Genomic DNA, 20,748 nt, shown 5'->3' on the forward strand with positions numbered 1-20,748 from the left:
GCGGCGCACCCGTCAGTACGGTCTGGGACGATCCAGACCCGGGACGCCGGTCGTGTCCGACCAGTCGGTCGACACGGCGGAGGAGACCTTCAGGCATCGGCGTACCCGCTCCGCGGGACGCCCCGAACCTGAAGGACATCCATTGGACGTTCCCCTCTTCGTCTGGCTCCTCACCATCGCGGGCATCCTCGCGCTGCTGGTGTTCGACTTCTACTCGCACGTGCGGACCCCGCACGTCCCGCACATCAAGGAGTCCGCGTTCTGGTCGGCGTTCTACGTCGGGCTCGCGATCCTGTTCGGTGTCGGGATCCTGGTCTTCGGCGGCGGTCAGGCCGGTGGCGAGTACTTCGCCGGCTGGTTGACCGAGAAGGCCCTGTCGGTCGACAACCTGTTCGTCTTCCTCATCATCATGTCGAGCTTCGCGGTGCCGAAGGAGTTCCAGCAGAAGGTCCTGCTGGTCGGCGTCGCGATCGCCCTCGTCGCCCGAGGCGTCTTCATCGCCCTCGGCGTCACGATCATCGAGAACTTCTCGTGGGTCTTCTACCTGTTCGGCGCGCTGCTGTTCTGGCTCGCCTGGTCGCAGGCGAAGGGCGGCGGGCACGACGAGACCGAGGGCGACTCGAAGCTCATCCGTGTCCTGCGTCGCATCATCCCGACCACGGACGACTACCACGGTGACAAGCTCACGGCCCGTGTCGACGGCAAGCGCCTGTTCACCCCGATGCTGCTCGTCATGGTCGCGATCGGCCTCACCGACGTGCTGTTCGCCCTGGACTCGATCCCCGCGATCTTCGGTCTGACGCAGGACGCGTTCATCGTGTTCACCGCCAACGCGTTCTCCCTGCTGGGTCTGCGTCAGCTGTACTTCCTCATCGCGGGGCTGCTCGAGCGCCTCATCTACCTCGGTCAGGGCCTGGCGGTCATCCTCGCCTTCATCGGCGTCAAGCTCGTCTTCCACGCCATGCACGTCAACGAGCTGCCCTTCATCAACGGCGGCGAGCACATCGAGTGGGCCCCGGAGATCCCGATCTGGTTCTCGCTGAGCTTCATCGCGCTGACGATCGCGGTGGCCACGGCCGCCTCGCTCATCGTCTCGAAGAAGCGCCAGGAGCGCGGCCTGACCCCGACGGGCGAGCCGAAGGAGGCCGTGGAGGCCGACGCGAAGTAGTCGCGACCACGTGCCGGACGGGCGCGCCCCGCTCAGCGGCAACGCGAAGCGTTGCGCGGGGCGCGCCGACCGAGCCTGCGAGGGAGGACGGTGCCGGCTGGCACCGCGCCTCCCGTCCGTCTCCGCACCCCGAGACTCGCCCCAGCGGACGGTTTCGCGGTGTCCCCGTCACGAACGTGCCCGCCGAGCCGAGTCTCGCCGTGCGGCCGCCAGCGCGCCAGCGCGACGCGGGCCGGGCGCGGGCGCGCTACGCGGCCGCGTCCGCGGGCTCGCGCCGCTGCACGCGCTGGCCGACCACGGCGGACACGCCGTCCTGCCGCATCGAGACGCCGTACAGCGCGTCGGCGATCTCCATCGTGCGCTTCTGGTGCGTGATCACGATGAGCTGCGACGACTCCCGCAGTCGCTCGAACACGGTGAGCAGCCGCCCGAGGTTGGCGTCGTCGAGCGCCGCCTCGACCTCGTCCATGATGTAGAACGGCGACGGCCTGGCGGTGAAGATCGCCACGAGCAGGGCCACCGCCGCGAGCGAGCGTTCACCGCCCGACAGGAGCGTCAACCGGTCGATCTTCTTGCCCGCGGGCTTCACCTGGACGTCGAGCCCCGTCGCGAGCATGTCGTCGGGGTCCGTCAGCGTGATCGATCCCGTGCCGCCCGGGAACAGGATCGGGAAGATCACGTCGAACGCGGCCTTCGTGTCGTTGTACGCCGCCTCGAAGATCGTCTGCATCTTCGTGTCGAGCTCCTCGATGATGGTGAGGAGGTCGGTCCGGGTCTTCTGCAGGTCGTCGAGCTGCTCCGCGAGGAAGGCGTGCCGCTGCTCGAGCGCCTGGAACTCCTCGAGCGCGAGGGGGTTCACCTTGCCGAGCCGGCCGAGGTCGCGCTCCGCCGCCGCGAGCCGCTGCTCCTGCTCCGCGCGGACGTACGGCACCGTCTCGACGTCGGCGGGGTCGACCTCGTCGGTGGTGTCGAGCTCGGGCAGCGCCGGACCGCCGGGCAGTGTCGACTCGGCGTCGACGAGCCCGGGCAGGTCGGCGTCGACATCGACATCGGCGTCGACATCGGCGACGGCGGTCGTGGCGGCGTCGCCATCGGGAGCGTCCGCGTCGGGCGCCGCTGCGGCCTCCGCCGCCGCCCGCGCCCGGTCGGCCTCGCGGTGCCGACGCGCGAGCACCCGTGGGTCGACCAGGACGTCCACCGGCACCGGCACGTCCGGCCCGTACTCCGCGACGAGCACGGCCTCGTTCAGCCCGAGGTCGCTCTGCGCGCGGTCGAGCACGCCGGACACGTGCAGCTTCTTCTCGTAGATCTCCATCTCGAGCGAGTGCACGCCGTCGGTGATGGTCTGCAGCCGCTCGCGGAGCTCGCGCTCCTCGTTGCGGACGACCTGCAGCTCGGTGTTCCGCTTCGTGCGCTCGGCCTCCTCGGTCACGAGCTGCACCCGGGCCTCGGCGAGCGACCGGTCGACCGCGCCGAGCACGCCCGGCAGGTCGGCGAGCACCCCCTCGGCGACGGCGATCTGTCCGCGCCGGATCACCGCGAGCCGCGCTGCCTCCTCCGCAGCAGCACGCTCCGCCTCGAGCTGCCGCTGCAGACCGGCCGCACGGTTCCGCTCCGACCGGGCCCGCTCCCGCACGGTCTCCACCTGGATGCGCTGCTCGATCTCCGCGGCCCGCGCGGACTCGACGGCGTCCTGCAGCGCCGGGCGCCCGGACGCGTCGACGACGGGTCGCGGTCGCTCCTCGAACCCCCGCAGCGCGTCCTCGGCCCCGGCCAGCGCGGCGTCGACCGCCTCGACCGCACCGTCCGTCTCGCCCAGGGCGGCGCGCAGACGTTCCACCTCGGCCGCGGCGTTCTCCGCCCCGGCGCGGATCGCGGCACTGGAGCGGTCGTAGTCGGCGACCGCCGCGGTGTGCGCACGCAGCGCGCGGTCGGCCTCGTCCGCACGGCGGCGCACGTCCTCGACCTCCTGGCGAGCGGCCTGGAGGCCCGTGGCCGCGTCCGCCGCGTCCGCCGCGACCGCGTCACGGCGGGCCTGCGCGTCGTCGCGTTCCGCCACGAGCTCGATGCGGGAGACCGTGCGCGCGCCACCGCCGGTCACCCGGACGGTGCGGACGAGGTCACCCGACCGCGTGACGACCGTCGCGTGCGGGGCGGCGGCGAGCACCGCCTCCAGGTCGACGTCGTCCGCCACCGCGACCAGCGTCGCACGGAGCACCGCGGTGATCGCGGTCGGCCCCTGCACCACGTCGAGGGCCGGACGCACGCCCGGCGGCAGCGACGCGGGGAGCCCCGGCCCGTCGAGCTCCGCGTCCGCGACGACGACGTCCACGCGGCCGAGGTCGGCGCCGCGCGCGTGGGCGACCGTGGCGAGGGCCGTGCCGCGGTCGGTGGCGAGGACCGCGTCGGCGAGCCCGTCCAGCGCTGTGGCGATCGAGGCCTCGAACCCGGGCTCGACCGTCAGCGCGTCGGCGAGGCGACCGAGCACGCCGTCGCGCCGGGCGTCGATCACCGCCTGCGACCCGTCCCGGACGTCGATCGACATGCCGAGGGCCGCGACCCGGGCATCGAGGGCGTCGCGCTCGCGCTCCAGGGCGTGGAGCCGGTCGCGCAGGGTCTCGCGCGCCGTCTGCGCTGCCTCGAGCCGCTGCCGCGCCGTGTCGTGCGCGGCGGCGAGTGCGTCCACGTCCACCCCGGCGGAGGGGTCGTCCCCGATGTCGTGCAGGGCCGCGGCGGCACGCGCCGCTCGGTCCTCGGCCTCGGCCAGTGCCCGGGCCCGCCGTTCGCGGTCCGCGACGACGGAGGCGCGGCGCGACCGCTGCACGTCCACGGCGTTGCGGAGGCGCTGGGCCTCGAGGTCGTGCTGCGAGACGAGCGCGGCCTGCGCGGCGATCTGCTCGTCGAGGGCGTCCAGGCGGGCCCGCGCCTGCTCGACAGCCGCCGCCGCTGCCCCGGACCCGGCTGCCATCTCGGTGGCACGGGCCTCGAGCCGGTCCGCCTCGGCACGGACGCCCTGCACCCGCTCCGGCGTGATCGTGGGGCCCTGCTGCGGCGCGTCGGCCTGCTGGGCGAGGAACATCAGGCGCTGGTTCGCCAGGCTCGACAGCCCGCGGAGCCGCTCCTGCACGCTCTCCAGCCGGTGCACGACGGTCCGGGCGCGGTCGACGGCGTCACCGACCATGCTCTGCTCGACCTGCTGCTGCCGGGCACGGGTCTGGTCGAGGCGCTCCTGCAGGACGATGCGCTCGGACTTCCGGCCCGTCTCGACCTCCTGGTGCTCGTGGAGCTCACGGCGCAGCCGGACGACCTCGTCGGCCAGGAGGCGGGCCTTGGCGTCGCGGGCCACCGCGGCGACGGACTGCGCCTTGCGCGCGACCTCGGCCTGCCGACCGAGCGGCTTCAGCTGCCGACGGATCTCCCCCGCGAGGTCGGACAACCGCGTCAGGTTCGTCTGCATGGCGTCGAGCTTGCGGAGCGTCTTCTCCTTGCGACGCCGGTGCTTGAGGATCCCGGCGGCCTCCTCGATGAAGCCGCGGCGGTCCTCCGGGGTGGCGTGCAGCACCTTGTCGAGCTGGCCCTGCCCGACGATCACGTGCATCTCGCGACCGAGCCCGGTGTCGCTCAGGAGTTCCTGCACGTCGAGCAGCCGGCAGTTCTCGCCGTTGATGGCGTACTCGCTACCACCGTTCCGGAAGAGCGTGCGGGCGATCGTCACCTCGGAGTACTCGATCGGCAGCAGGCCGTCGGTGTTGTCGATGGTCAGGAGCACCTGCGCGCGACCGAGCGGACCGCGCGTCGAGGTGCCCGCGAAGATGACGTCCTCCATCTTGCCGCCGCGGAGCGTCTTCGCGCCCTGCTCCCCCATCACCCAGGCGAGGGCGTCCACCACGTTCGACTTGCCCGAGCCGTTCGGGCCGACGATGCAGGTGACACCGGGCTCGAACGCGAACGTCGTCGGCTGCGCGAAGGACTTGAACCCCTTGATGGTCAGGCTCTTCAAGTACATGCGGGTCTCCGGGTGCTCGGTTGCGCGTCAGGCTAACGCCTGCGTCGGCGCGGAGCGGGTTGGCACACGGGGCACCGGTGGCTCGACCGGTTCATGAAGGCCTCGCGCACGACGGTCGTGCCGCAGCGCGGGCACGGCTTCCCCTGCTGCCCGTACACCGCGAGACGCTGCGAGAAGTACCCGGACTGGCCGTTCACGTTGACGTACTGCGCGTCGAAGCTCGTCCCGCCGTCCTCGAGGGCACGGGCGAGCACGGTGCGGACCTCGGCCAGGAGCCGGTGCAGGTCGGCCCGCGGCAGGCGGTCGGCCGGACGGTCGAAGTGCAGCTGCGCGGCCCAGAGCGACTCGTCGGCGTAGATGTTGCCGATGCCGCTCACCACGCCCTGGTCGAGCAGGACGCGCTTGATGCCGCTGGAACGCTTCCGCGCCATCGCGACGAAGCGGTCGTCGTCGAACGCCGGGTCGAGCGGGTCCCGGGCGATGTGCGACACCTGGGTCGGGATGCTCCTCCGCCACGGCGCGTCGGGGTCGTGGGCGTCGACCGCACCGGCGGACCCGGCCGGCGCCCCGTCGACGGTCGGCACCATCGCGTCGATCGCCATCGACCCGAAGGTCCGCTGATCGACGAACTCCAGCGCGACCGGCTGCTCGGGACGGCCGTCGCGGTCGGTCCCCGTCGGTTGCACGTCGATCAGGATGCGGCGGTGCCTCGCGGCCGGTCGGTCGCGTCCGAGCAGGACCTGACCGGACATCCCCAGGTGGGTGACGAGTGCCTCGGGTCGGTCGCCGTCGCGCTCGGGGACGAGGGGGAACCACATGAACTTGCCACGGCGCACGGCCGCGGCGATCGTGCGGTCGGTCAGGCGTTCGGCGAAGTCCTCGGCCGGGCCGTCGTGCCGGGTGAGTGCGCGGTCGTCGACCACGTCGACGTGCAGCACGCGGGCACCGCTGACGGCGGGTTCGAGGCCGGCGCGGACGACCTCGACCTCGGGGAGTTCGGGCACGCGGTCAGGCCGCCCGGCCGGAGAGCCGCGTCCACGCCTCGAGCGCGGCGGCCATCTCGGCGGTCTTCTTGCTGGTGCCGGACCCCGTCGACACGTCCTCGCCCTGCAGCACGACCGTCGCGTGGAAGGTCTTGTCGTGGTCGGGGCCCTCTTCGGTCACCCGGTAGGCCGGGTTGCCGAGGGACAGGCTCGCGGCGAGCTCCTGCAGGCTCGTCTTCGGGTCCATGGCGGCGCCGAAGCGGTCCGGGTCGACGAGCAGCGGCTCGACCAGTCGCAGCACCAGGTCCGTCGCGGCGTCGGGGCCCGCGGACAGGAACGTCGCACCGATGACGGCCTCGACCGTGTCGGCCAGGATCGACGCCTTGCCCCGGCCGCCGGTCTGCTCCTCGCCCTTGCCGAGGCGCAGGTAGGAGCCGAGCCCGATCATGCTGGCGATCTCGGCCAGGGCGACCGTCGAGACGAGGCTGGCGCGCCGCTTGGCGAGCTCACCTTCGTCGAGGTCGGGGAACGACCGGAAGAGCTTCACGGTCACGGCCTGGCCGAGGATGGAGTCCCCGAGGAACTCGAGGCGCTCGTTGTGCTTGATGCCCCCGTGCTCGTACGCGTACGAGCGGTGCGTGAGGGCGAGCTGGAGCAGCTCGGCGTCGATCTGGACGTCGAGGATGCCCTGCAGACGAACGACGTCCGGCCCCACGGGGCGGGACCCCGTGGCGCCGGACGTCGCTGTCATGTGGTCCGGTCCGATCAGACGTCGGCGACCTTGCGGCCCTTGTACTCCATGTACAGGGCGGTGCCGGCCGAGTCCTCGACGACCTTCGCGCGGTGCGGGAGGCTGTAGGTGACCTTGCCGTTCTCGATCGTCTTCACGAGCTGGACCGGCGCGGCCTTCCACTGCGAACGACGGGCGTGCGTGTTGGCACGGGACTGCTTGCGCTTGGGAACGGCCATGGTGGTTCTCTTTCGGTTGGTCGGTGGTCAGGGTCGAGGTGCGTCAGGCCGTGCGGCCGTCGCCCTCGGGGCTCTGGGTGGGGGTGCTGTCGTCGGCGTCGGAGCTGTCGGCGTCGGTGCTGTCCGCGTCGGCGCCCCGGAAGCCGCTCAGCGCGGCCCAACGCGGGTCGACGACCTCGCGCGGGGTGACCTCGCCGAGGTCGGCCAGCCGCTCACCCGTGACGGGGTCGAGGCCGGGGCAGTCCGGCCGGCAGACCGGCTGGAACGGCAGCGCCAGCACTACCGCATCTCGAACGACCGGTTCACAATCCACGTGGTCATCGTGAACGAAGAAGTCGAAATCCTCCGAGACATCGTACGCGAACAGCTCGGCGAAGTCGACTTCGACCGGTTCGCTGATGTCGATGAGGCAGCGCGAGCACTCCCCCGTGGCCTCGGCCGAGGCGTGTCCGGAGACCAGGACACCCTCGTGCAGGCCCTCGAGCTTCACGTCGAGCTGCAGCGTGGCGCCTTCGCGCACGGCGATGACGCCGGCGCCCATCGCGTCCGGCACCTCGACGTCGAGCGAGTGCTCGCGCATCTCGCCCGGCCGGTGCGCGAGGTCGCGCACGCGCAGGGCGAAGGGGCTGTTCACGGGGGAAGACACGATCGACGAGTCTACCGCGATCTCCTGCGGACGTCGAGGACGCCCGGGACGCGGCGTGTCAGCGCCCGAGGTGCTCGGCCAGCGCGTCCGCGACGACGACGGGCACGTAGGGCGTCACGTCGCCCCCGAGCGTCGCGACCTGGCGGATGAGGGAGCTCGACACGTGCGCCCGCGACGCCTCGGGCAGCAGGAAGACCGTCTCGACGTCGGCCAGGTGCCGGTTCATGATGGCCATCGGTGTCTCGTACGCGACGTCCTCGCCCGAGCGCACACCCTTCACGAGCACACCCGCACCCACCTGTCGGCAGTAGTCGACCAGCAGGCCGGAGGTCCACTCCCCGACCCGGACGCTGTCCGGTGCCCCGGTCTCGACGAGGGACTGCTCGATCAACCGCACCCGGTCGGCGGCGGCGAACATCGCGGGCTGCTTGTCCGGGTTGTGGACGACGAGCACGTGCACCTCGTCGAACAGCCGCGCGGCACGCCCGATGACGTCGAGGTGCCCGAGGGTCACGGGGTCGAAGGAGCCGGGGACGACGGCGATCTGGGCCATGTCCGTCACGCTACCTGCCGACGGCGTCAGTTCTTCCCGAGGAACGCGGCGTCCGACTCGTCGAGCCGCCGTGCCAGGGCTTCGCGCAGGGCGGGGTGCTCCCGCAGCTCGGGGTCGGGCTCGAGCACGCGTTCGGCCTCTCCCCGGGCGTCGACGATGAGGTCGGCGTGCTCGACGACGCGGAGCAGGTTCAGCGACGACCGGCCGCCGGACTGCCGCTCGCCGAGCACGTCGCCCTCGCGCCGGAGCTCCAGGTCGACGCGGGCGAGCTCGAAGCCGTCGTCGGACGCCGCCACCGCGTCGACGCGCTCGCGTGCGGTCGTCTCGGCCTCGGCCGTCGTCACGAGCAGGCACACCCCGGCGTACTGCCCACGACCGATGCGACCGCGCAGCTGGTGGAGCTGAGAGACCCCGAAGCGGTCGGCGTCGAGCACCGCCATCATCGACGCGTTCGGCACGTCCACGCCGACCTCGATCACGGTCGTCGCGACGAGCACGTCGACGTCGCCGGCCGCGAAGGACGTCATGACGCGGTCCTTCTCGTCCGCGGTCATCCGCCCGTGCAGGACCTCGATCCGTCGGTCCTGCAGGACCGGCATGGCCCGCATCCGCTCGGCCGTCGCGAGCACCGTCGCCGGCGCGCGCTTCGGCGCGTCGTCCTCTGCGGGCTCGGGGCCGCCGTCGTCCTCGGCGTGGGCGTCGTCGATCGCCGGGCAGACCACGAAGGCCTGCCGCCCGTCGGCGAGCTCCTCGGCCATCCGGGTCCAGATGCGCCCCTTCCACCCGGGGTGCTCGGCCAGCCCGACGGCGAAGGTCTCGACCCCGGCACGGCCCGACGGCAGCCCGGTGATGGTGGACACGTCGAGGTCGCCGAACACCGTCATCGCGACGGTGCGCGGGATCGGCGTCGCGGTGAGGACGAGCACGTGGGGTGGGGTCGCGCCCTTCGTCCGCAGGGCCTCTCGCTGCTCGACGCCGAACCGGTGCTGCTCGTCGACCACGACCAGACCGAGCTCCGCGAAGTCGACCCGGTCGCCCAGCAGCGCGTGCGTGCCGACGATGAGCCGTGAGCTGCCGGACGCCGCCGCGAGCAGTGCCCGGCGCCGTTCGTCCGTCGACTGCGAGCCCGTCAGGATGACCGGCCGGAGCTCGGCCGCCAGGTCGGGCCCGAGGAACTTCACGATCGACCGGAGGTGCTGCGCCGCGAGCACCTCGGTCGGGGCGATGAGGGCCGACTGCCCACCGGACTCGGCGACCGTCAGCATCGCCCGGATCGCGACCAGGGTCTTGCCGGAGCCCACCTCGCCCTGCACCAGCCGGTGCATCGGCCAGTCCCCCGCCAGGTCGTGCGCGATCTCGGCCCCCACCGCCTGCTGGTCGTCGGTCAGGGTGAACGGCAGCGAGGCGTCGAAACGCTCGAGGGTCCCGCCGGGCGCCGCCCGACGCGGGGTGGCAGCGGTCGCCCGGGCAGCGATGCGCCGCTGCACGAGGGCGGTCTGCAGCACGAACGCCTCGCGGTAGCGCAGCGCGTCCTGCGCGCGCTTGACGTCGGCGACCTTCTCCGGACGGTGCAGGAGCTCCAGTGCTCGGCGGAACGGCACCAGGCCGAGTCGCGTTCGCGCGGGTGCCGGGATCGGGTCGGGCACGTCGGGCAGGGTGTCGAGGACGACGGAGATCGCCTTCGCGATCTGCCACGAGGTCAGCGACGCCGTCGCCGGGTAGATCGGGATGGGCTGCCGTGACCAGCGGATCGCCTCTTCGTCCTCGGGGTCCGCCGTCGCGCGGGGGTCGTCGCGGTCGAACAGCTCGTAGTCCGGGTGGGCGAGCTGCCGCGCACCCCGGTAGTCGCCGACCTTGCCGGCGAAGATCCCACGGGCACCGGGCACGAGGTCCTTCGTGCGCCACCCCTGGTTGAAGAAGGTGAGCGTGAGCAGGCCCTTGCCGTCACCGATCTTCGCTTCGAGGATCGAGCCGCGTCGAGCGCGCATGGTCCGTTCGCGCACGTCGATGACCTCGGCCACGATCGTGACCGACTCGCCGATCGCGAGCGAGTCGAGCGCGGTCAGGGCGCCGCGCTCCGCGTACCGCCGGGGTGCGTGCTCGAGGAACTCACCGACGGTGCGGTACCCGAAGGCCTTCTCGATCGCCTTCGCCGTCCGTCCGCCGAGGACCCCGCCCAGCCGGGCGTCGAGGGGCGCGGGGCCGAGGTCGGGCCGCACCGGCGGCGCCTCGGTGTCGGGGGTGTCGGAGGTGACCACGCGACCACGGTACCGGGCCGGTCCGACGCACCGCGCGCCTCCCGTCCGGCCTGTGGAAGCCGTGCACGCCGCTACGGTGGCTGCATGACCCGCATCATCGCCGGCGCCGCCGGTTCCACGACGCTCCGGGTGCCGAAGTCCGGCACCCGGCCGACGAGCGACCGCGTGCGCGAGGCCCTGTTCTCGTCGCTCGGCGCGCGCGGGCTCGTGGAGGGCACCTCGGTCGCGGACCTCTACGCCGGGACGGGCGCGCTCGGGCTCGAGGCGGCGTCCCGCGGGGCGGCGGAGGTCGTGCTCGTCGACCGCGCGTCCGCTGCCGCGCAGGCGTGCCGGGCGAACGCGAAGGCCGTGCAGCAGCGGGTGCCGGGGGTGCGGATCGACGTGCAGCCCCAGCCGGCGCTCGGCTACCTGCGGAGCACGGTGCGGACCTTCGACCTCGTCTTCGTCGACCCGCCGTACGAGGTCGCCGAGCAGGAGATCGCGGACGTGCTCGAAGCACTCGTGCCGCGCCTGACGGCGGGCGCGGTGGTCGTCGTCGAGCGGAGCAAGCGGTCGCCGGAGCCGACGTGGCCGGCCGGGTTGGAGCCCTTCAGCAAGCGCAGCTACGGCGAGACCGTGGCGTGGGAGGCCGTCACCCCGGCCTGACGCGGGGCGTGCGGACGCGGGCGGTCGGACGCGGGCGGCCGGGAGGCCCGGCGCGGCTCCGACGGTCAGCCCGCGGCGCCGTCCCAGTCGGCGTACGGGTCCCACCCGGTCGTCGGGACCGGCTCGCCTCCGCGCACCAGGTCCGCGCCGCCGCGGGCGACGACCGCGCCGATGCGCCGGAAGCCGCCCGGCAGCGTCACGCCGGGCGGGAAGGTGGCGAGCAGGCCGTGGTCCTCGCCGCCGTGCAGTGCGAGGTCGTCGGCGCCCGCGACACCGTCGGCATCGAGGTCGAGCGTCACCCGGCTGGCCCGGGCGAGCCGCCCGGCGTCGATCGCCAGCCCGTCGGACAGGTCGAGCATCGCGGTCGCCCCGGCCGTGGCCGCGAGCGGACCGTCGGCGATCGGCGGGACCGGGCGTCGCTGCCGGTCCACGTCGGGGTCGGTGTCCGCGCCGCTCGCGACGGTCGCCGACCGCGAGGGCTCTCCGTGCGCGTCGACGCCGTCGCGGAACAGCCGTGCGAGGCCACGAGCGGCGCGGCCGAGCTCCCCCGAGACCGCGAGGACGTCGCCGGGACGTGCACTCGAGCGGAGCACCGGCGCTCGCCCACCGAGGTCGCCGAACGCCGTCACCGAGACCGTGAACACGGCCGAGGTGGACAGGTCCCCGCCGACCACGCCGCAGCCCGGGGAGAGCGCGTCCACGGCAGCCCGCACCCCGTCCGCGAAGGACTCGAGCACCGCGACGGGGGTCTCCTGCGGCGCGGCCAGGGCGATCACGAGTCCGCTCGGCGTCGCGCCCATCGCTGCGACGTCGGACAGGTTCGTCGCTGCCGCCTTCCACCCGACGTCCGCCGGCGACGACCACGCCCACCGGAAGTCGGGCCCGTGCACCATCATGTCCGTCGTGACGACGAACCGGCCGTCCGGGGCCGCGACGACGGCGCAGTCGTCACCGGGACCGACGTCCGGTGCACCCGCCGGCAGTCGACGGACGATCCGGTCCAGCACGGCGAGCTCCCCCAGCTGTCCCACGGTCGGTCCGGTCCAGGCGTCGTCCATCTCGTCCACGTCCGCAACGGTAGCCTGGACGTCGATGGACACCGTGCGCCGACCCTTCCGCTGGACCGCGATCGCGGGTGTCGCCGTGGCACTCGCCGCCGGGCTGACCGGGTGCACGAACGCCGTGTCGATGGCACCCGCTCCGTCCGCCGACACCGCCGCGTGCGCAGCCGTGCAGGTCCGCCTCCCCACGACCGTCGGGAACGACCTGCCGTTGCGGAACACGAACGCGCAGTCGACGGCCGCGTGGGGCGACCCGGCCGCAGCGCTCTACCACTGCGGCGTCGCGGTGCCGACGGTGTCCGACCTGCCGTGCTTCAGCAAGGGCGGGGTCGACTGGATCCGCGACGACCGCGGGGCGCAGGTCGTCTACACGACCTTCGGCCGGTCCCCGGCGGTGCAGGTCGTCATCGACTCGACGAAGACCACCGACCAGGTCGTGCAGGACCTGTCCGACGTCGTGTCGACGCTGCCGGAGGACGGGCACCGCTGCCTCGACCCCGCGGACGTCCAGGGCTGACGACCGCGTGCGGCGTGCACGGCCTGCTGCACGCGACGCCGGACGTCAGCGGACGGCGACCCGTCCCAGCTCGATGAGCTCGGCGACGAGTTCGCCGTAGGACATCCCGGACGCCGCCCAGCAGCGCGGGTACATCGACAGCGGCGTGAACCCCGGCATGGTGTTGACCTCGTTCACGACGAAGCCGTCGTCGGTCAGGAAGCAGTCCACGCGCGCGAGACCCGCACCGCCGATCGCCTCGAACGCCCGTGCACCGATCGACCGGATCGCGTCGGTCTCGTCGGCGGTCAGGGGCGCGGGGCAGAGGAGCGCCTCGTCGCCGCCCAGGTACTTCGACGCGAAGTCGTAGAAACCGTCCTCCGCCACGACGATCTCGCCCGGCAGGCTCGTGCGCGGGACACCGTCGCGGCCCTCGAGCACCGCGACCTCGACCTCGCGCCCGACGACGCGCGGTTCGACGATCACCTTCGCGTCGTGCTCGAACGCCAGGTCCATCGCGGCCGCGAGCTGCGACGGCTCGTCGACCCGGGACACGCCCATGCTCGACCCGGCGCGGGCGGGCTTCACGAAGAGCGGCCACCCGTGCACCGCGACGGCCTCGGCGACGCCGTCGGGGTCGGCCGACCACTGCCGGCGGAGCACGGTCGTCCAGGGCGCGACCCGCAGCCCGGCGTGCTCGAGCACGGCCTTCGCGGTGTGCTTGTCCATCGCCAGGGCGCTCGCGAGGACGCCGTCGCCGACGTACGGCAGCCCGGCGACCTCGAGGAGCCCCTGGACCGTGCCGTCCTCACCGAACGGACCGTGCAGGATCGGGAACGCCACGTCGACCGCGATCGTCGTGACCGAGCCGTCCGGGTGCGACACGACCAGCTCGTTCGTGGCCGGCGACGTGGGGAACGCCACACGGGTGCCGTTGTCCGGCACGACGGGGAGCGCGCCGTCCCGGAGCGCCCACTGCGCCGGGTCGTCGGACTGCAGGGTGAAGGCGCCCTCCTTCGTGATGCCGATCGGCACGACCGCGTAGACCGAGCGATCGACGACGTCCATGATCCCGCCGGCGGTCACGCAGCTGATCTCGTGCTCGCTGGACCGGCCGCCGAACAGCACGGCGACGGTCGTGGGAGCGGGAGCGATCGTGGGCATGGCAGTCCCCTTGGTGGTCGGGACCGGACCGGTCACTCGCCCTGCGGCTCGTCGGTCTCGGTGAGGTGCGGCGCGATGTTGCGCGGGTCGAGCCTACCGGCGAGGACCTCGGCCACCTGGCCGACGATGGGCATGTCGACGCCGTTCGCCGCCGCCAGTTCGAGGATCGGGGCGACCGATGCCAGGCCCTCCGCGGTCTGGTTCATCTGGCGCACGACCTCGTCGAAGCGGTACCCCTGACCGAGCAGGCGGCCGGCCGTGTTGTTCCGCGAGAGCGGGGACTGGCAGGTCGCGATCAGGTCGCCGAGGCCGGCGAGCCCGGACAGGGTCGACGGCTGCGCACCGAGCGACACCGCGAAGTCGGTCATCTCGGCGAGCCCGCGGGTGATGATCGACGCCTTGGTGTTCTCGCCGTAGCCGACGCCGTCGACGATGCCGATCGCTACCGCGATGAGGTTCTTCAGCACGCCGCCGAACTCCGTGCCGATGACGTCGGTGTTCGTGAACGAGCGGAAGTACGGGTTCGTGGCGACCGCGGCCACCGCGGTCGCGGTCTCGAGCGACGTCGACGACACGACCGCGGCGGTCGGCTGCCGGCGGGCGATCTCGAGCGCCAGGTTCGGTCCGCTCGCGACCGCGATCCGGTCGCGGTCGATGCCGAGACCCTCGTGCAGGACCTCGCTCATGCGCAGGCCCGTGGCCTTCTCGACGCCCTTCATCAGGCTGACGACGGGGACGCCCTCGGGCAGCAGCGGCGCGATCGCGGACAGGTTCGAGCGGAGCGTCTGCGACGGCACCGACACGTACACCTGCTCGGCGCCGTCGAGCACCGCGGACAGCGACGTCGACGCGGTCAGCGTGCGCGGCAGGTTGATGCCCGGCAGGTAGTCGGAGTTCCGCTTCGTCTCGGTGATCTCCCGTGCGACCTCGGGCCGACGTGCCCAGACGACGGTGTCGGCACCGCCCTCGGCCAGCACCTTCGCGAAGGTGGTCCCCCAGCTGCCCGCACCGATGACGGCGACGCGCGGCTTGTCGGTGGACTGCATGACCACGCGGATGGCTGCGGTGTCGACGGCGCCTGGGGCTGCCACGGCGGGGTCCGGGTGGTCGTCGTGCGGGCGCAGGCCCGAGCGGTCGTCAGTCAAACTTCCCGGTCTCCTTCTGGTCGTTGGCGGCCGGGTCCCACCGGGTCGCCGGTGCCTGCTCGCCACGGAGCTCCTCGAGCAGCTCGGTGATCCGGCGCATGAGCAGGTCGGTCGCCGCCAGCAGGGTCTTCTGGTCGAGCGGCTTCCCGCGGTACGCCGACAGGTCGACCGGGTCGCCGACGATCACGTCGACGCGCGACGGCGGGAACAGCCGGAGCTTCTTCGCGTACCGGCCCATGATCCGCTGCGTGCCCCAGTGGGCCATCGGGATGAGCGGGACGTCGTTCTCGAGCGCGATCCGCACCGCGCCGGTCTTGCCGCGCATGGGCCACAGGTCGGGGTCACGGGTGAGCGTGCCCTCGGGGTAGACGATGATCGCTCCACCCTGCTCGATGACGGACCTGCCGCCGCCGAGCGGGTCGTTCAGGCGCGTGCGGCCGGAACGCTCGACCGGGATCTGCCCCATGCCGGCCATGAGCTTGCCGACGACCGGCACCCGGAAGATCGACGCCTTCGCGAGGAACCGCGGCGCACGGCGGGACAGCCAGACGGCGGTGCCGACCACGAGCGGGTCGATGTTCGTGAAGTGGTTCGGGGCGAGCACGAAGGCGCCGCCCTCCGGCAGGCGCTTCGGGCCGTGCCAGTGGTAGCGGGCGGTGAACCGGAAGACCGGGATCACCACGGACGCCGTGATGCGGAAGGCGGTGTTCAGCTCGCCGCGCCGCCACCGGCGCCCCGGGTTCGGGAGGCCCGTGGTGACGTCCGAGGCGGACGTACGCCGTGCCTCCAGGCCGTCACCCGCGCCGCTCGCCGTGCCGTCGCCGCCCGTCGTGCCGTCCACGCGCCTAGCCCGCGAAGTCGAAGTCGGCGCCGAGCTTGCGCAGCTTCGGGATGAAGTGCTCGTACCCGCGGCTGATGATGCCGACGTTCGTGATGTGCGACTCGCCCTCGGCCGTCAGGGCCGCGATGAGGTGGCTGAAGCCGCCGCGCAGGTCGGGGACGCGGACGTTCGCGGCGTGCAGCGTCGTCGGGCCGGTGATGACCGCGGCCTGCTCGAACGGGCGGCGGGCGACACGGCGGTCGTGCCCGGGCAGCCCCTCCTTGTGCACGACGATGTCGGCACCCATCTCGTTCAGGGCGTCGGTGAAGCCGAAGCGGTTCTCGTACACGGTCTCGTGCACGATGCTCGTGCCCTCGGCCTGGGTCAGCGCGACGACGAGCGGCTGCTGCCAGTCCGTCATGAAGCCGGGGTGGACGTCAGTCTCGACGACGACCGGGCGCAGGGTCTCGCGCTCGCGGTAGAAGCGGATGCCGTCCTCCTGGATGTCGAACCCGCCACCCACCTTGCGGAAGACGTTGAGGAACGTCATGAGGTCCTGCTGGTCGGCACCCTCGACGAAGATGTCGCCGTTGGTGGCGAGCGCGGCGGAGGCCCAGCTCGCGGCCTCGTTGCGGTCGTTGATCGCGCGGTGCGTGTACCCGCGCAGCGACTCGACGCCCTCGATGAAGATCGTGCGGCTCGGCTCGACCGTGACGATCGCGCCCATCTTCTGCAGGATCGCGATGAGGTCCATGATCTCGGGCTCGATCGCCGCGTTGCGGAGCTCGGTGACGCCCTCGGCCAGGACCGACGAGAGCAGGACCTGCTCGGTCGCCCCGACGCTCGGGTACGGCAGTTCGATCTTCGCACCCTTGAGACCGTCCGGGGCCGTGAGGTGGATGCCGTTGAGCTGCTTGTCGACCACGGCACCCATCGCGCGCAGGGCGTCGAGGTGGAAGTCGATCGGACGGTCGCCGATGCGGCAGCCGCCGAGGTCGGGGATGAAGGCCTCGCCGAGCTTGTGCAGCAGCGGACCGCAGAACAGGATCGGGATGCGGCTCGAGCCGGCGTGGGCGTCGATCTCGGCGAAGTGCGCCGACTCGACGTTCGCCGGGTCGAGGATGAGCTCGCCTCGTGCAGGGTCCGTGATCCGCACACCGTGCACCTCGAGCAGGCCGCGGACGACCTTCACGTCGGAGATGTCCGGCACGTCCTTGAGGATCGACGGGGTGTCGCCGAGCAGCGAGGCGACCATCGCCTTGGTCGCGAGGTTCTTCGCGCCGCGGACCTCGATGCGCCCCACGAGCGGCTTGCCGCCCCGGATGACGATCTCGTCCGACTTGAGGCCGACGCGGGCCCCTGCTGCTGCTGCGTCCTGTACGAGGGAGTTCACTACTTCACCGGCAATGTCTTCGGCCGCCATCGGGAGCGGCGGGATTCGAACTCCGTGATCGAGGACTCGTCACGGAGGGTGAGCCCGATGTCGTCGAGCCCTTCCATCAACCGCCAACGAGTGTAGGCGTCGATCTCGAAGGGCACGTCCACCGCGCCGAGCGACACGCGCTGCGCGACCAGGTCGACGGTCGCCTCGATGCCCGGGTTCGCCGCGATCTCGGCCCAGAGTGCCTCGACTTCCGGTTCGGTCACGATCGCGGTGACCAGGCCCTGCTTGCCCGCGTTGCCCTTGAAGATGTCCGCGAAACGACTCGACACCACCACGCGGAAGCCGAAGTCGCGGAGCGCCCAGACCGCGTGCTCGCGGCTCGAGCCGGTCCCGAAGTCCGGGCCGGCGACCAGCACCTGCGCCCCCTGGTAGACGGGCTGGTTCAGCACGAAGTCGGGGTCCTGGCGCCACCCGGCGAACAGGGCGTCCTCGAAGCCGGTCTTCGTGACGCGCTTGAGGTAGACCGCGGGGATGATCTGGTCGGTGTCGACGTTCGAGCGCTGCAGCGGCGCGGCGATCCCGGTGACGGTGGTGATCTTGTCCATCAGTTGGCTCCTTCAGCGGTCGCTGCCGTCGCGGCGGTGTCGTCGGTGACCGTCGCGATCGCGTCGTCGGTCTCCAGGTCCCACGGGCTCGACAGCGTGCCCCGGACCGCGGTGGCGGCGGCGACGAGCGGCGAGACCAGGTGCGTGCGGCCGCCCTTGCCCTGCCGCCCCTCGAAGTTGCGGTTCGAGGTGCTCGCGCACCGCTCCCCCGGTGCGAGCTGGTCGGGGTTCATGCCGAGGCACATCGAGCAGCCGGCGAACCGCCACTCCGCGCCGAAGTCGGTGAAGACCCGGTCCAGCCCCTCGGCCTCGGCCTCGAGCCGGACCCGGGCGGACCCCGGCACGACCATGACCCGCACGCCGTCCGCCTTCTTCCGTCCCCGGATGACCGACGCGAAGGCCCGGAGGTCCTCGATGCGCGAGTTCGTGCAGGACCCCATGAAGACCGCATCGACCGCGATGTCCTTCATCGGTGTGCCGGCCTCGAGGTCCATGTACTCGAGTGCACGCTGCGCGGCGGCCTGGTCGTTCGGGTCGCTGTAGCCCGCGGGGTCCGGGACCGTCTCGGACAGCGACACGCCCTGGCCGGGGTTCGTGCCCCACGTGACGAAGGGCTCGAGCTCGTCCGCGTCGATGAAGACCTCGGCGTCGAAGACGGCGTCGTCGTCGGTCGCCAGCGTGTCCCAGTACGCGACGGCGTCGTCCCAGTCCTGACCGGTCGGCGCGTGGTCGCGGCCCTGCACGTAGTCGTAGGTGGTCTGGTCGGGGGCGACCATGCCGGCGCGGGCACCGGCCTCGATCGACATGTTGCAGATCGTCATGCGCCCCTCCATCGAGAGCGAGCGGATCGCCGAGCCGCGGTACTCCAGCACGTAGCCCTGCCCGCCGCCGGTGCCGATCTTCGCGATCACGGCGAGGATGATGTCCTTCGCCGTGACGCCGGGGCGCAGGGTGCCCTCGACCGTGATCGCCATCGTCCTGAACGGCTTCAGCGGCAGGGTCTGGGTGGCGAGGACGTGCTCGACCTCGCTCGTGCCGATGCCGAACGCCATCGCGCCGAACGCACCGTGGGTCGACGTGTGCGAATCGCCGCACACGACGGTGATGCCGGGCGTCGTCAGGCCGAGCTGCGGGCCGACCACGTGGACGATGCCCTGCTCCTTGTCACCGAGGGAGTGCAGACGGACGCCGAACTCCTCGCAGTTGCGACGCAGGGTCTCGATCTGCGTGCGGCTCGTCGGGTCGGCGATGGGCCGGTCGATCGCGAGGGTCGGGGTGTTGTGGTCCTCGGTCGCGATGGTCAGGTCGAGGCGACGCACCGGGCGGCCGGCCTGGCGGAGGCCGTCGAAGGCCTGCGGGCTCGTGACCTCGTGCACGAGGTGGAGGTCGATGTAGAGGAGGTCCGGGCTCCCGTCCTCGCCCTTGACCACGACGTGGTCGTCCCACACCTTCTCGGCGAGCGTCTTTCCCATCGGCCCGGCCCTTCCTCATCGACGTTGCGGTACCGCTCTCGCGGCTCGGTCCGGCGAGTCTAGCAGGTTGGTATACCAACGCGGGCCGGGACGGACGGGAGGCGCGGTGCGGCGCCGCCACGCGCCTCCCGTCCGGCCGTGGTGCGGTCCGGACGAGGCGACCCGCGTCGGCGACACCCGTCGCGGTGGGAAGATGGTGACGACATGACGACGCCTGCGCACTCGACCCGGACCACCAACCTCGAGGGCGCAGCCCGCGCCGCGATCGCCGGCGGCGCACCGCTCGCGCTGCTGATCGCCCTGGGGATGCCGGGCTACGCAGCGTTCGCGATGTTCGCCGGGTTCACGGCGATCTTCGGCGCGACCGAGCCGTACCGCCAGCGTGCCGTCACGACCGGCGTCGCCGGTGCGCTCCAGGCGGCGTGCATGCTCGCGGGCATCGGCGTCGCGTTGCTCGGGCACCCGCTGTGGCTGCAGGCGGTCGGGCTCGTGGTGGTGCTCGTCCTCGCCGTGTGCACGCTCACGGCGCTGCAGACGATCCCCGCGCAGCCGATCTTCCCGGTCTTCGCGTTCGTCGTCTCCTCGCTCGTCCCGCTGCGGCCCGCCGACCTGCCGACGGTCCTGCTGATCATCGTCGGCTCGGTCGCGTGGGCGTGGCTCGTGGCGATGTCGGGCGCGGTGCTCCGTCGACTCCTGCACCCGCGGGCACCGCACCGCTTCCGGCCGCTGGCGGCACGCAAGCACCGCACGCTCGACGTCCTGCGCACGCCGGCGCTGCGGGAGACCGTCGCCCTCAACGTCGTCGGCTCCGTCGTGGCCGGAGCGGTCGCCGTCACGATCCCCGGGCTCGGACACCCGTACTGGGCGGTGATCGCGGTGGTGTCGACGCTGCCCGCGCTCCGGCAGCGGCACACGCTGCGTCGCGCCTGGCAGCGGGTGGTCGGCACCGTCGGGGGCACGGTCGTGGCCGTGGGGATCCTGCTGCTCGAGCCGAGCGTCTGGTGGATCGTCGTGATCGCCGTCGTCGGGCAGTTCTTCGCGGAGATCTTCGTCGCGCGGCACTACGCCGTGACCCTGCTGTTCCTCACGCCGCTCGCGCTCGCCGTGTCGTGGCTGAGCCTGCCCGAGGCGCCGGAGCTCCTCGCACTCGACCGCATCGCGCAGACGCTGCTCGGTGCGCTCGTGAGCGTCGCGCTCCTGGTGGTCGGGCGGTTCGTCGAGCGTCGACGAGGCCGGCCGCTCGGCGCGACGAGCGCGATCCGCACCGTCTGACGGGGCGCGGCGCCGACGCGGCGCGCCGGTGCCGGCGCCGCTGTCGCGCGCACAGCCGCGAGCACGTCGCGCCGCGGGAACACGTGGCGCGACGTGCCCCG

18 protein-coding genes are annotated in these 20,748 nt (G+C 72.5%); 4 read left to right on the forward strand and 14 right to left on the reverse strand.

The genetic code is table 11. The features are described 5' to 3' along the window. Positions 1-142 precede the first annotated feature (142 nt). On the forward strand, positions 143-1,168 hold the full coding sequence (locus PIJ49_RS05705; RefSeq protein ID WP_066654849.1) for a TerC family protein: 1,026 nt from the start codon (positions 143-145) through the stop codon (positions 1,166-1,168). Between the two features lie 247 nt (positions 1,169-1,415). Here PIJ49_RS05705 and PIJ49_RS05710 read toward each other — a convergent pair whose 3' ends face one another. The 7 genes from PIJ49_RS05710 to PIJ49_RS05740 form a co-directional block, all read right to left on the reverse strand. Next, entirely contained in the window at positions 1,416-5,174 is a 3,759-nt protein-coding gene (locus PIJ49_RS05710) for a chromosome segregation SMC family protein (protein ID WP_271826060.1), read from the reverse strand. 32 nt (positions 5,175-5,206) lie between these two features. Further along, positions 5,207-6,178 carry a bifunctional DNA-formamidopyrimidine glycosylase/DNA-(apurinic or apyrimidinic site) lyase gene (gene mutM / locus PIJ49_RS05715; RefSeq protein ID WP_271826061.1) on the reverse strand — a complete coding sequence of 324 codons (972 nt, stop codon included), beginning with the start codon at positions 6,176-6,178 and terminating at the stop codon, positions 5,207-5,209. A gap of 4 nt (positions 6,179-6,182) precedes the next feature. Further along, positions 6,183-6,908, reverse strand: coding sequence for a ribonuclease III (rnc, locus tag PIJ49_RS05720; RefSeq protein WP_271826062.1), 726 nt, complete (start codon positions 6,906-6,908; stop codon positions 6,183-6,185). Positions 6,909-6,922: 14 nt separating this feature from the next. After that, a complete protein-coding gene (rpmF, locus tag PIJ49_RS05725; protein WP_058728177.1) occupies positions 6,923-7,126 on the reverse strand; it encodes a 50S ribosomal protein L32 in 204 nt (67 codons plus the stop codon). Positions 7,127-7,169: 43 nt separating this feature from the next. Beyond that, on the reverse strand, positions 7,170-7,760 hold the full coding sequence (locus tag PIJ49_RS05730; RefSeq protein ID WP_271826067.1) for a YceD family protein: 591 nt from the start codon (positions 7,758-7,760) through the stop codon (positions 7,170-7,172). Positions 7,761-7,830: 70 nt separating this feature from the next. After that, positions 7,831-8,325, reverse strand: a complete 495-nt coding sequence (gene coaD, locus PIJ49_RS05735; RefSeq protein ID WP_066654861.1) for a pantetheine-phosphate adenylyltransferase — start codon at positions 8,323-8,325, stop codon at positions 7,831-7,833. Positions 8,326-8,351: 26 nt separating this feature from the next. Then, entirely contained in the window at positions 8,352-10,544 is a 2,193-nt protein-coding gene (locus tag PIJ49_RS05740; protein ID WP_271826068.1) for an ATP-dependent DNA helicase RecG, read from the reverse strand. Between the two features lie 123 nt (positions 10,545-10,667). On the opposite strand from PIJ49_RS05740, the gene PIJ49_RS05745 reads away from it, so the two are divergent. Beyond that, positions 10,668-11,228 (forward strand): RsmD family RNA methyltransferase, encoded by a 561-nt coding sequence (locus tag PIJ49_RS05745; RefSeq protein ID WP_066654862.1) that lies wholly within the window; start codon positions 10,668-10,670, stop codon positions 11,226-11,228. Positions 11,229-11,293: 65 nt separating this feature from the next. Here PIJ49_RS05745 and thiL read toward each other — a convergent pair whose 3' ends face one another. Beyond that, on the reverse strand, positions 11,294-12,286 hold the full coding sequence (gene thiL, locus PIJ49_RS05750) for a thiamine-phosphate kinase (protein ID WP_271826069.1): 993 nt from the start codon (positions 12,284-12,286) through the stop codon (positions 11,294-11,296). Between the two features lie 34 nt (positions 12,287-12,320). Between thiL and PIJ49_RS05755 the strand changes: the two genes are divergently transcribed. Continuing rightward, the gene (locus tag PIJ49_RS05755; protein WP_066654863.1) at positions 12,321-12,806 is read left to right on the forward strand and encodes a DUF3515 family protein; all 486 of its coding nucleotides are present in this window, start codon (positions 12,321-12,323) and stop codon (positions 12,804-12,806) included. A 45-nt stretch (positions 12,807-12,851) separates the two neighbouring features. Here the strand turns inward: PIJ49_RS05755 and PIJ49_RS05760 are convergent, their stop codons facing one another. The 6 genes from PIJ49_RS05760 to leuC form a co-directional block, all read right to left on the reverse strand. Beyond that, positions 12,852-13,949 carry a D-alanine--D-alanine ligase family protein gene (locus tag PIJ49_RS05760; RefSeq protein WP_066658373.1) on the reverse strand — a complete coding sequence of 366 codons (1,098 nt, stop codon included), beginning with the start codon at positions 13,947-13,949 and terminating at the stop codon, positions 12,852-12,854. A gap of 32 nt (positions 13,950-13,981) precedes the next feature. Further along, positions 13,982-14,995: an NAD(P)H-dependent glycerol-3-phosphate dehydrogenase gene (locus PIJ49_RS05765; protein ID WP_066658371.1), complete on the reverse strand. Its 1,014-nt coding sequence runs from the start codon at positions 14,993-14,995 to the stop codon at positions 13,982-13,984. A 91-nt stretch (positions 14,996-15,086) separates the two neighbouring features. Beyond that, on the reverse strand, positions 15,087-15,935 hold the full coding sequence (locus tag PIJ49_RS05770; RefSeq protein ID WP_271826063.1) for a lysophospholipid acyltransferase family protein: 849 nt from the start codon (positions 15,933-15,935) through the stop codon (positions 15,087-15,089). Positions 15,936-15,939: 4 nt separating this feature from the next. Beyond that, positions 15,940-17,307 (reverse strand): UDP-N-acetylglucosamine 1-carboxyvinyltransferase, encoded by a 1,368-nt coding sequence (gene murA, locus PIJ49_RS05775; protein WP_066654865.1) that lies wholly within the window; start codon positions 17,305-17,307, stop codon positions 15,940-15,942. Then, positions 17,307-17,903: a 3-isopropylmalate dehydratase small subunit gene (leuD, locus tag PIJ49_RS05780; RefSeq protein WP_066654867.1), complete on the reverse strand. Its 597-nt coding sequence runs from the start codon at positions 17,901-17,903 to the stop codon at positions 17,307-17,309. Before leuD ends, murA begins: the two co-directional genes overlap by 1 nt. Then, positions 17,903-19,375, reverse strand: coding sequence for a 3-isopropylmalate dehydratase large subunit (gene leuC / locus PIJ49_RS05785; protein ID WP_209682188.1), 1,473 nt, complete (start codon positions 19,373-19,375; stop codon positions 17,903-17,905). Before leuC ends, leuD begins: the two co-directional genes overlap by 1 nt. 204 nt (positions 19,376-19,579) lie before the next feature. On the opposite strand from leuC, the gene PIJ49_RS05790 reads away from it, so the two are divergent. After that, a complete protein-coding gene (locus PIJ49_RS05790; protein WP_271826064.1) occupies positions 19,580-20,647 on the forward strand; it encodes an FUSC family protein in 1,068 nt (355 codons plus the stop codon). The last annotated feature ends 101 nt before the right edge of the window (positions 20,648-20,748 follow it).

The organism is Curtobacterium uvaldense (genome assembly GCF_028307415.1).
Classification (GTDB): Bacteria; Actinomycetota; Actinomycetes; order Actinomycetales; family Microbacteriaceae; genus Curtobacterium.

Coding starts and splice junctions, on each gene's coding strand:
- leuD (WP_066654867.1), bottom strand. CDS start 17,903: ATGGACAAGATCACCACCGTCACCGGGATCGCCGCGCCGCTGCAGCGC.
- PIJ49_RS05790 (WP_271826064.1), top strand. CDS start 19,580: ATGACGACGCCTGCGCACTCGACCCGGACCACCAACCTCGAGGGCGCA.
- coaD (WP_066654861.1), bottom strand. CDS start 8,325: ATGGCCCAGATCGCCGTCGTCCCCGGCTCCTTCGACCCCGTGACCCTC.
- PIJ49_RS05710 (WP_271826060.1), bottom strand. CDS start 5,174: ATGTACTTGAAGAGCCTGACCATCAAGGGGTTCAAGTCCTTCGCGCAG.
- PIJ49_RS05765 (WP_066658371.1), bottom strand. CDS start 14,995: ATGCAGTCCACCGACAAGCCGCGCGTCGCCGTCATCGGTGCGGGCAGC.
- PIJ49_RS05745 (WP_066654862.1), top strand. CDS start 10,668: ATGACCCGCATCATCGCCGGCGCCGCCGGTTCCACGACGCTCCGGGTG.
- rnc (WP_271826062.1), bottom strand. CDS start 6,908: ATGACAGCGACGTCCGGCGCCACGGGGTCCCGCCCCGTGGGGCCGGAC.
- thiL (WP_271826069.1), bottom strand. CDS start 12,286: ATGGACGACGCCTGGACCGGACCGACCGTGGGACAGCTGGGGGAGCTC.
- PIJ49_RS05755 (WP_066654863.1), top strand. CDS start 12,321: ATGGACACCGTGCGCCGACCCTTCCGCTGGACCGCGATCGCGGGTGTC.
- PIJ49_RS05760 (WP_066658373.1), bottom strand. CDS start 13,949: ATGCCCACGATCGCTCCCGCTCCCACGACCGTCGCCGTGCTGTTCGGC.
- rpmF (WP_058728177.1), bottom strand. CDS start 7,126: ATGGCCGTTCCCAAGCGCAAGCAGTCCCGTGCCAACACGCACGCCCGT.
- leuC (WP_209682188.1), bottom strand. CDS start 19,375: ATGGGAAAGACGCTCGCCGAGAAGGTGTGGGACGACCACGTCGTGGTC.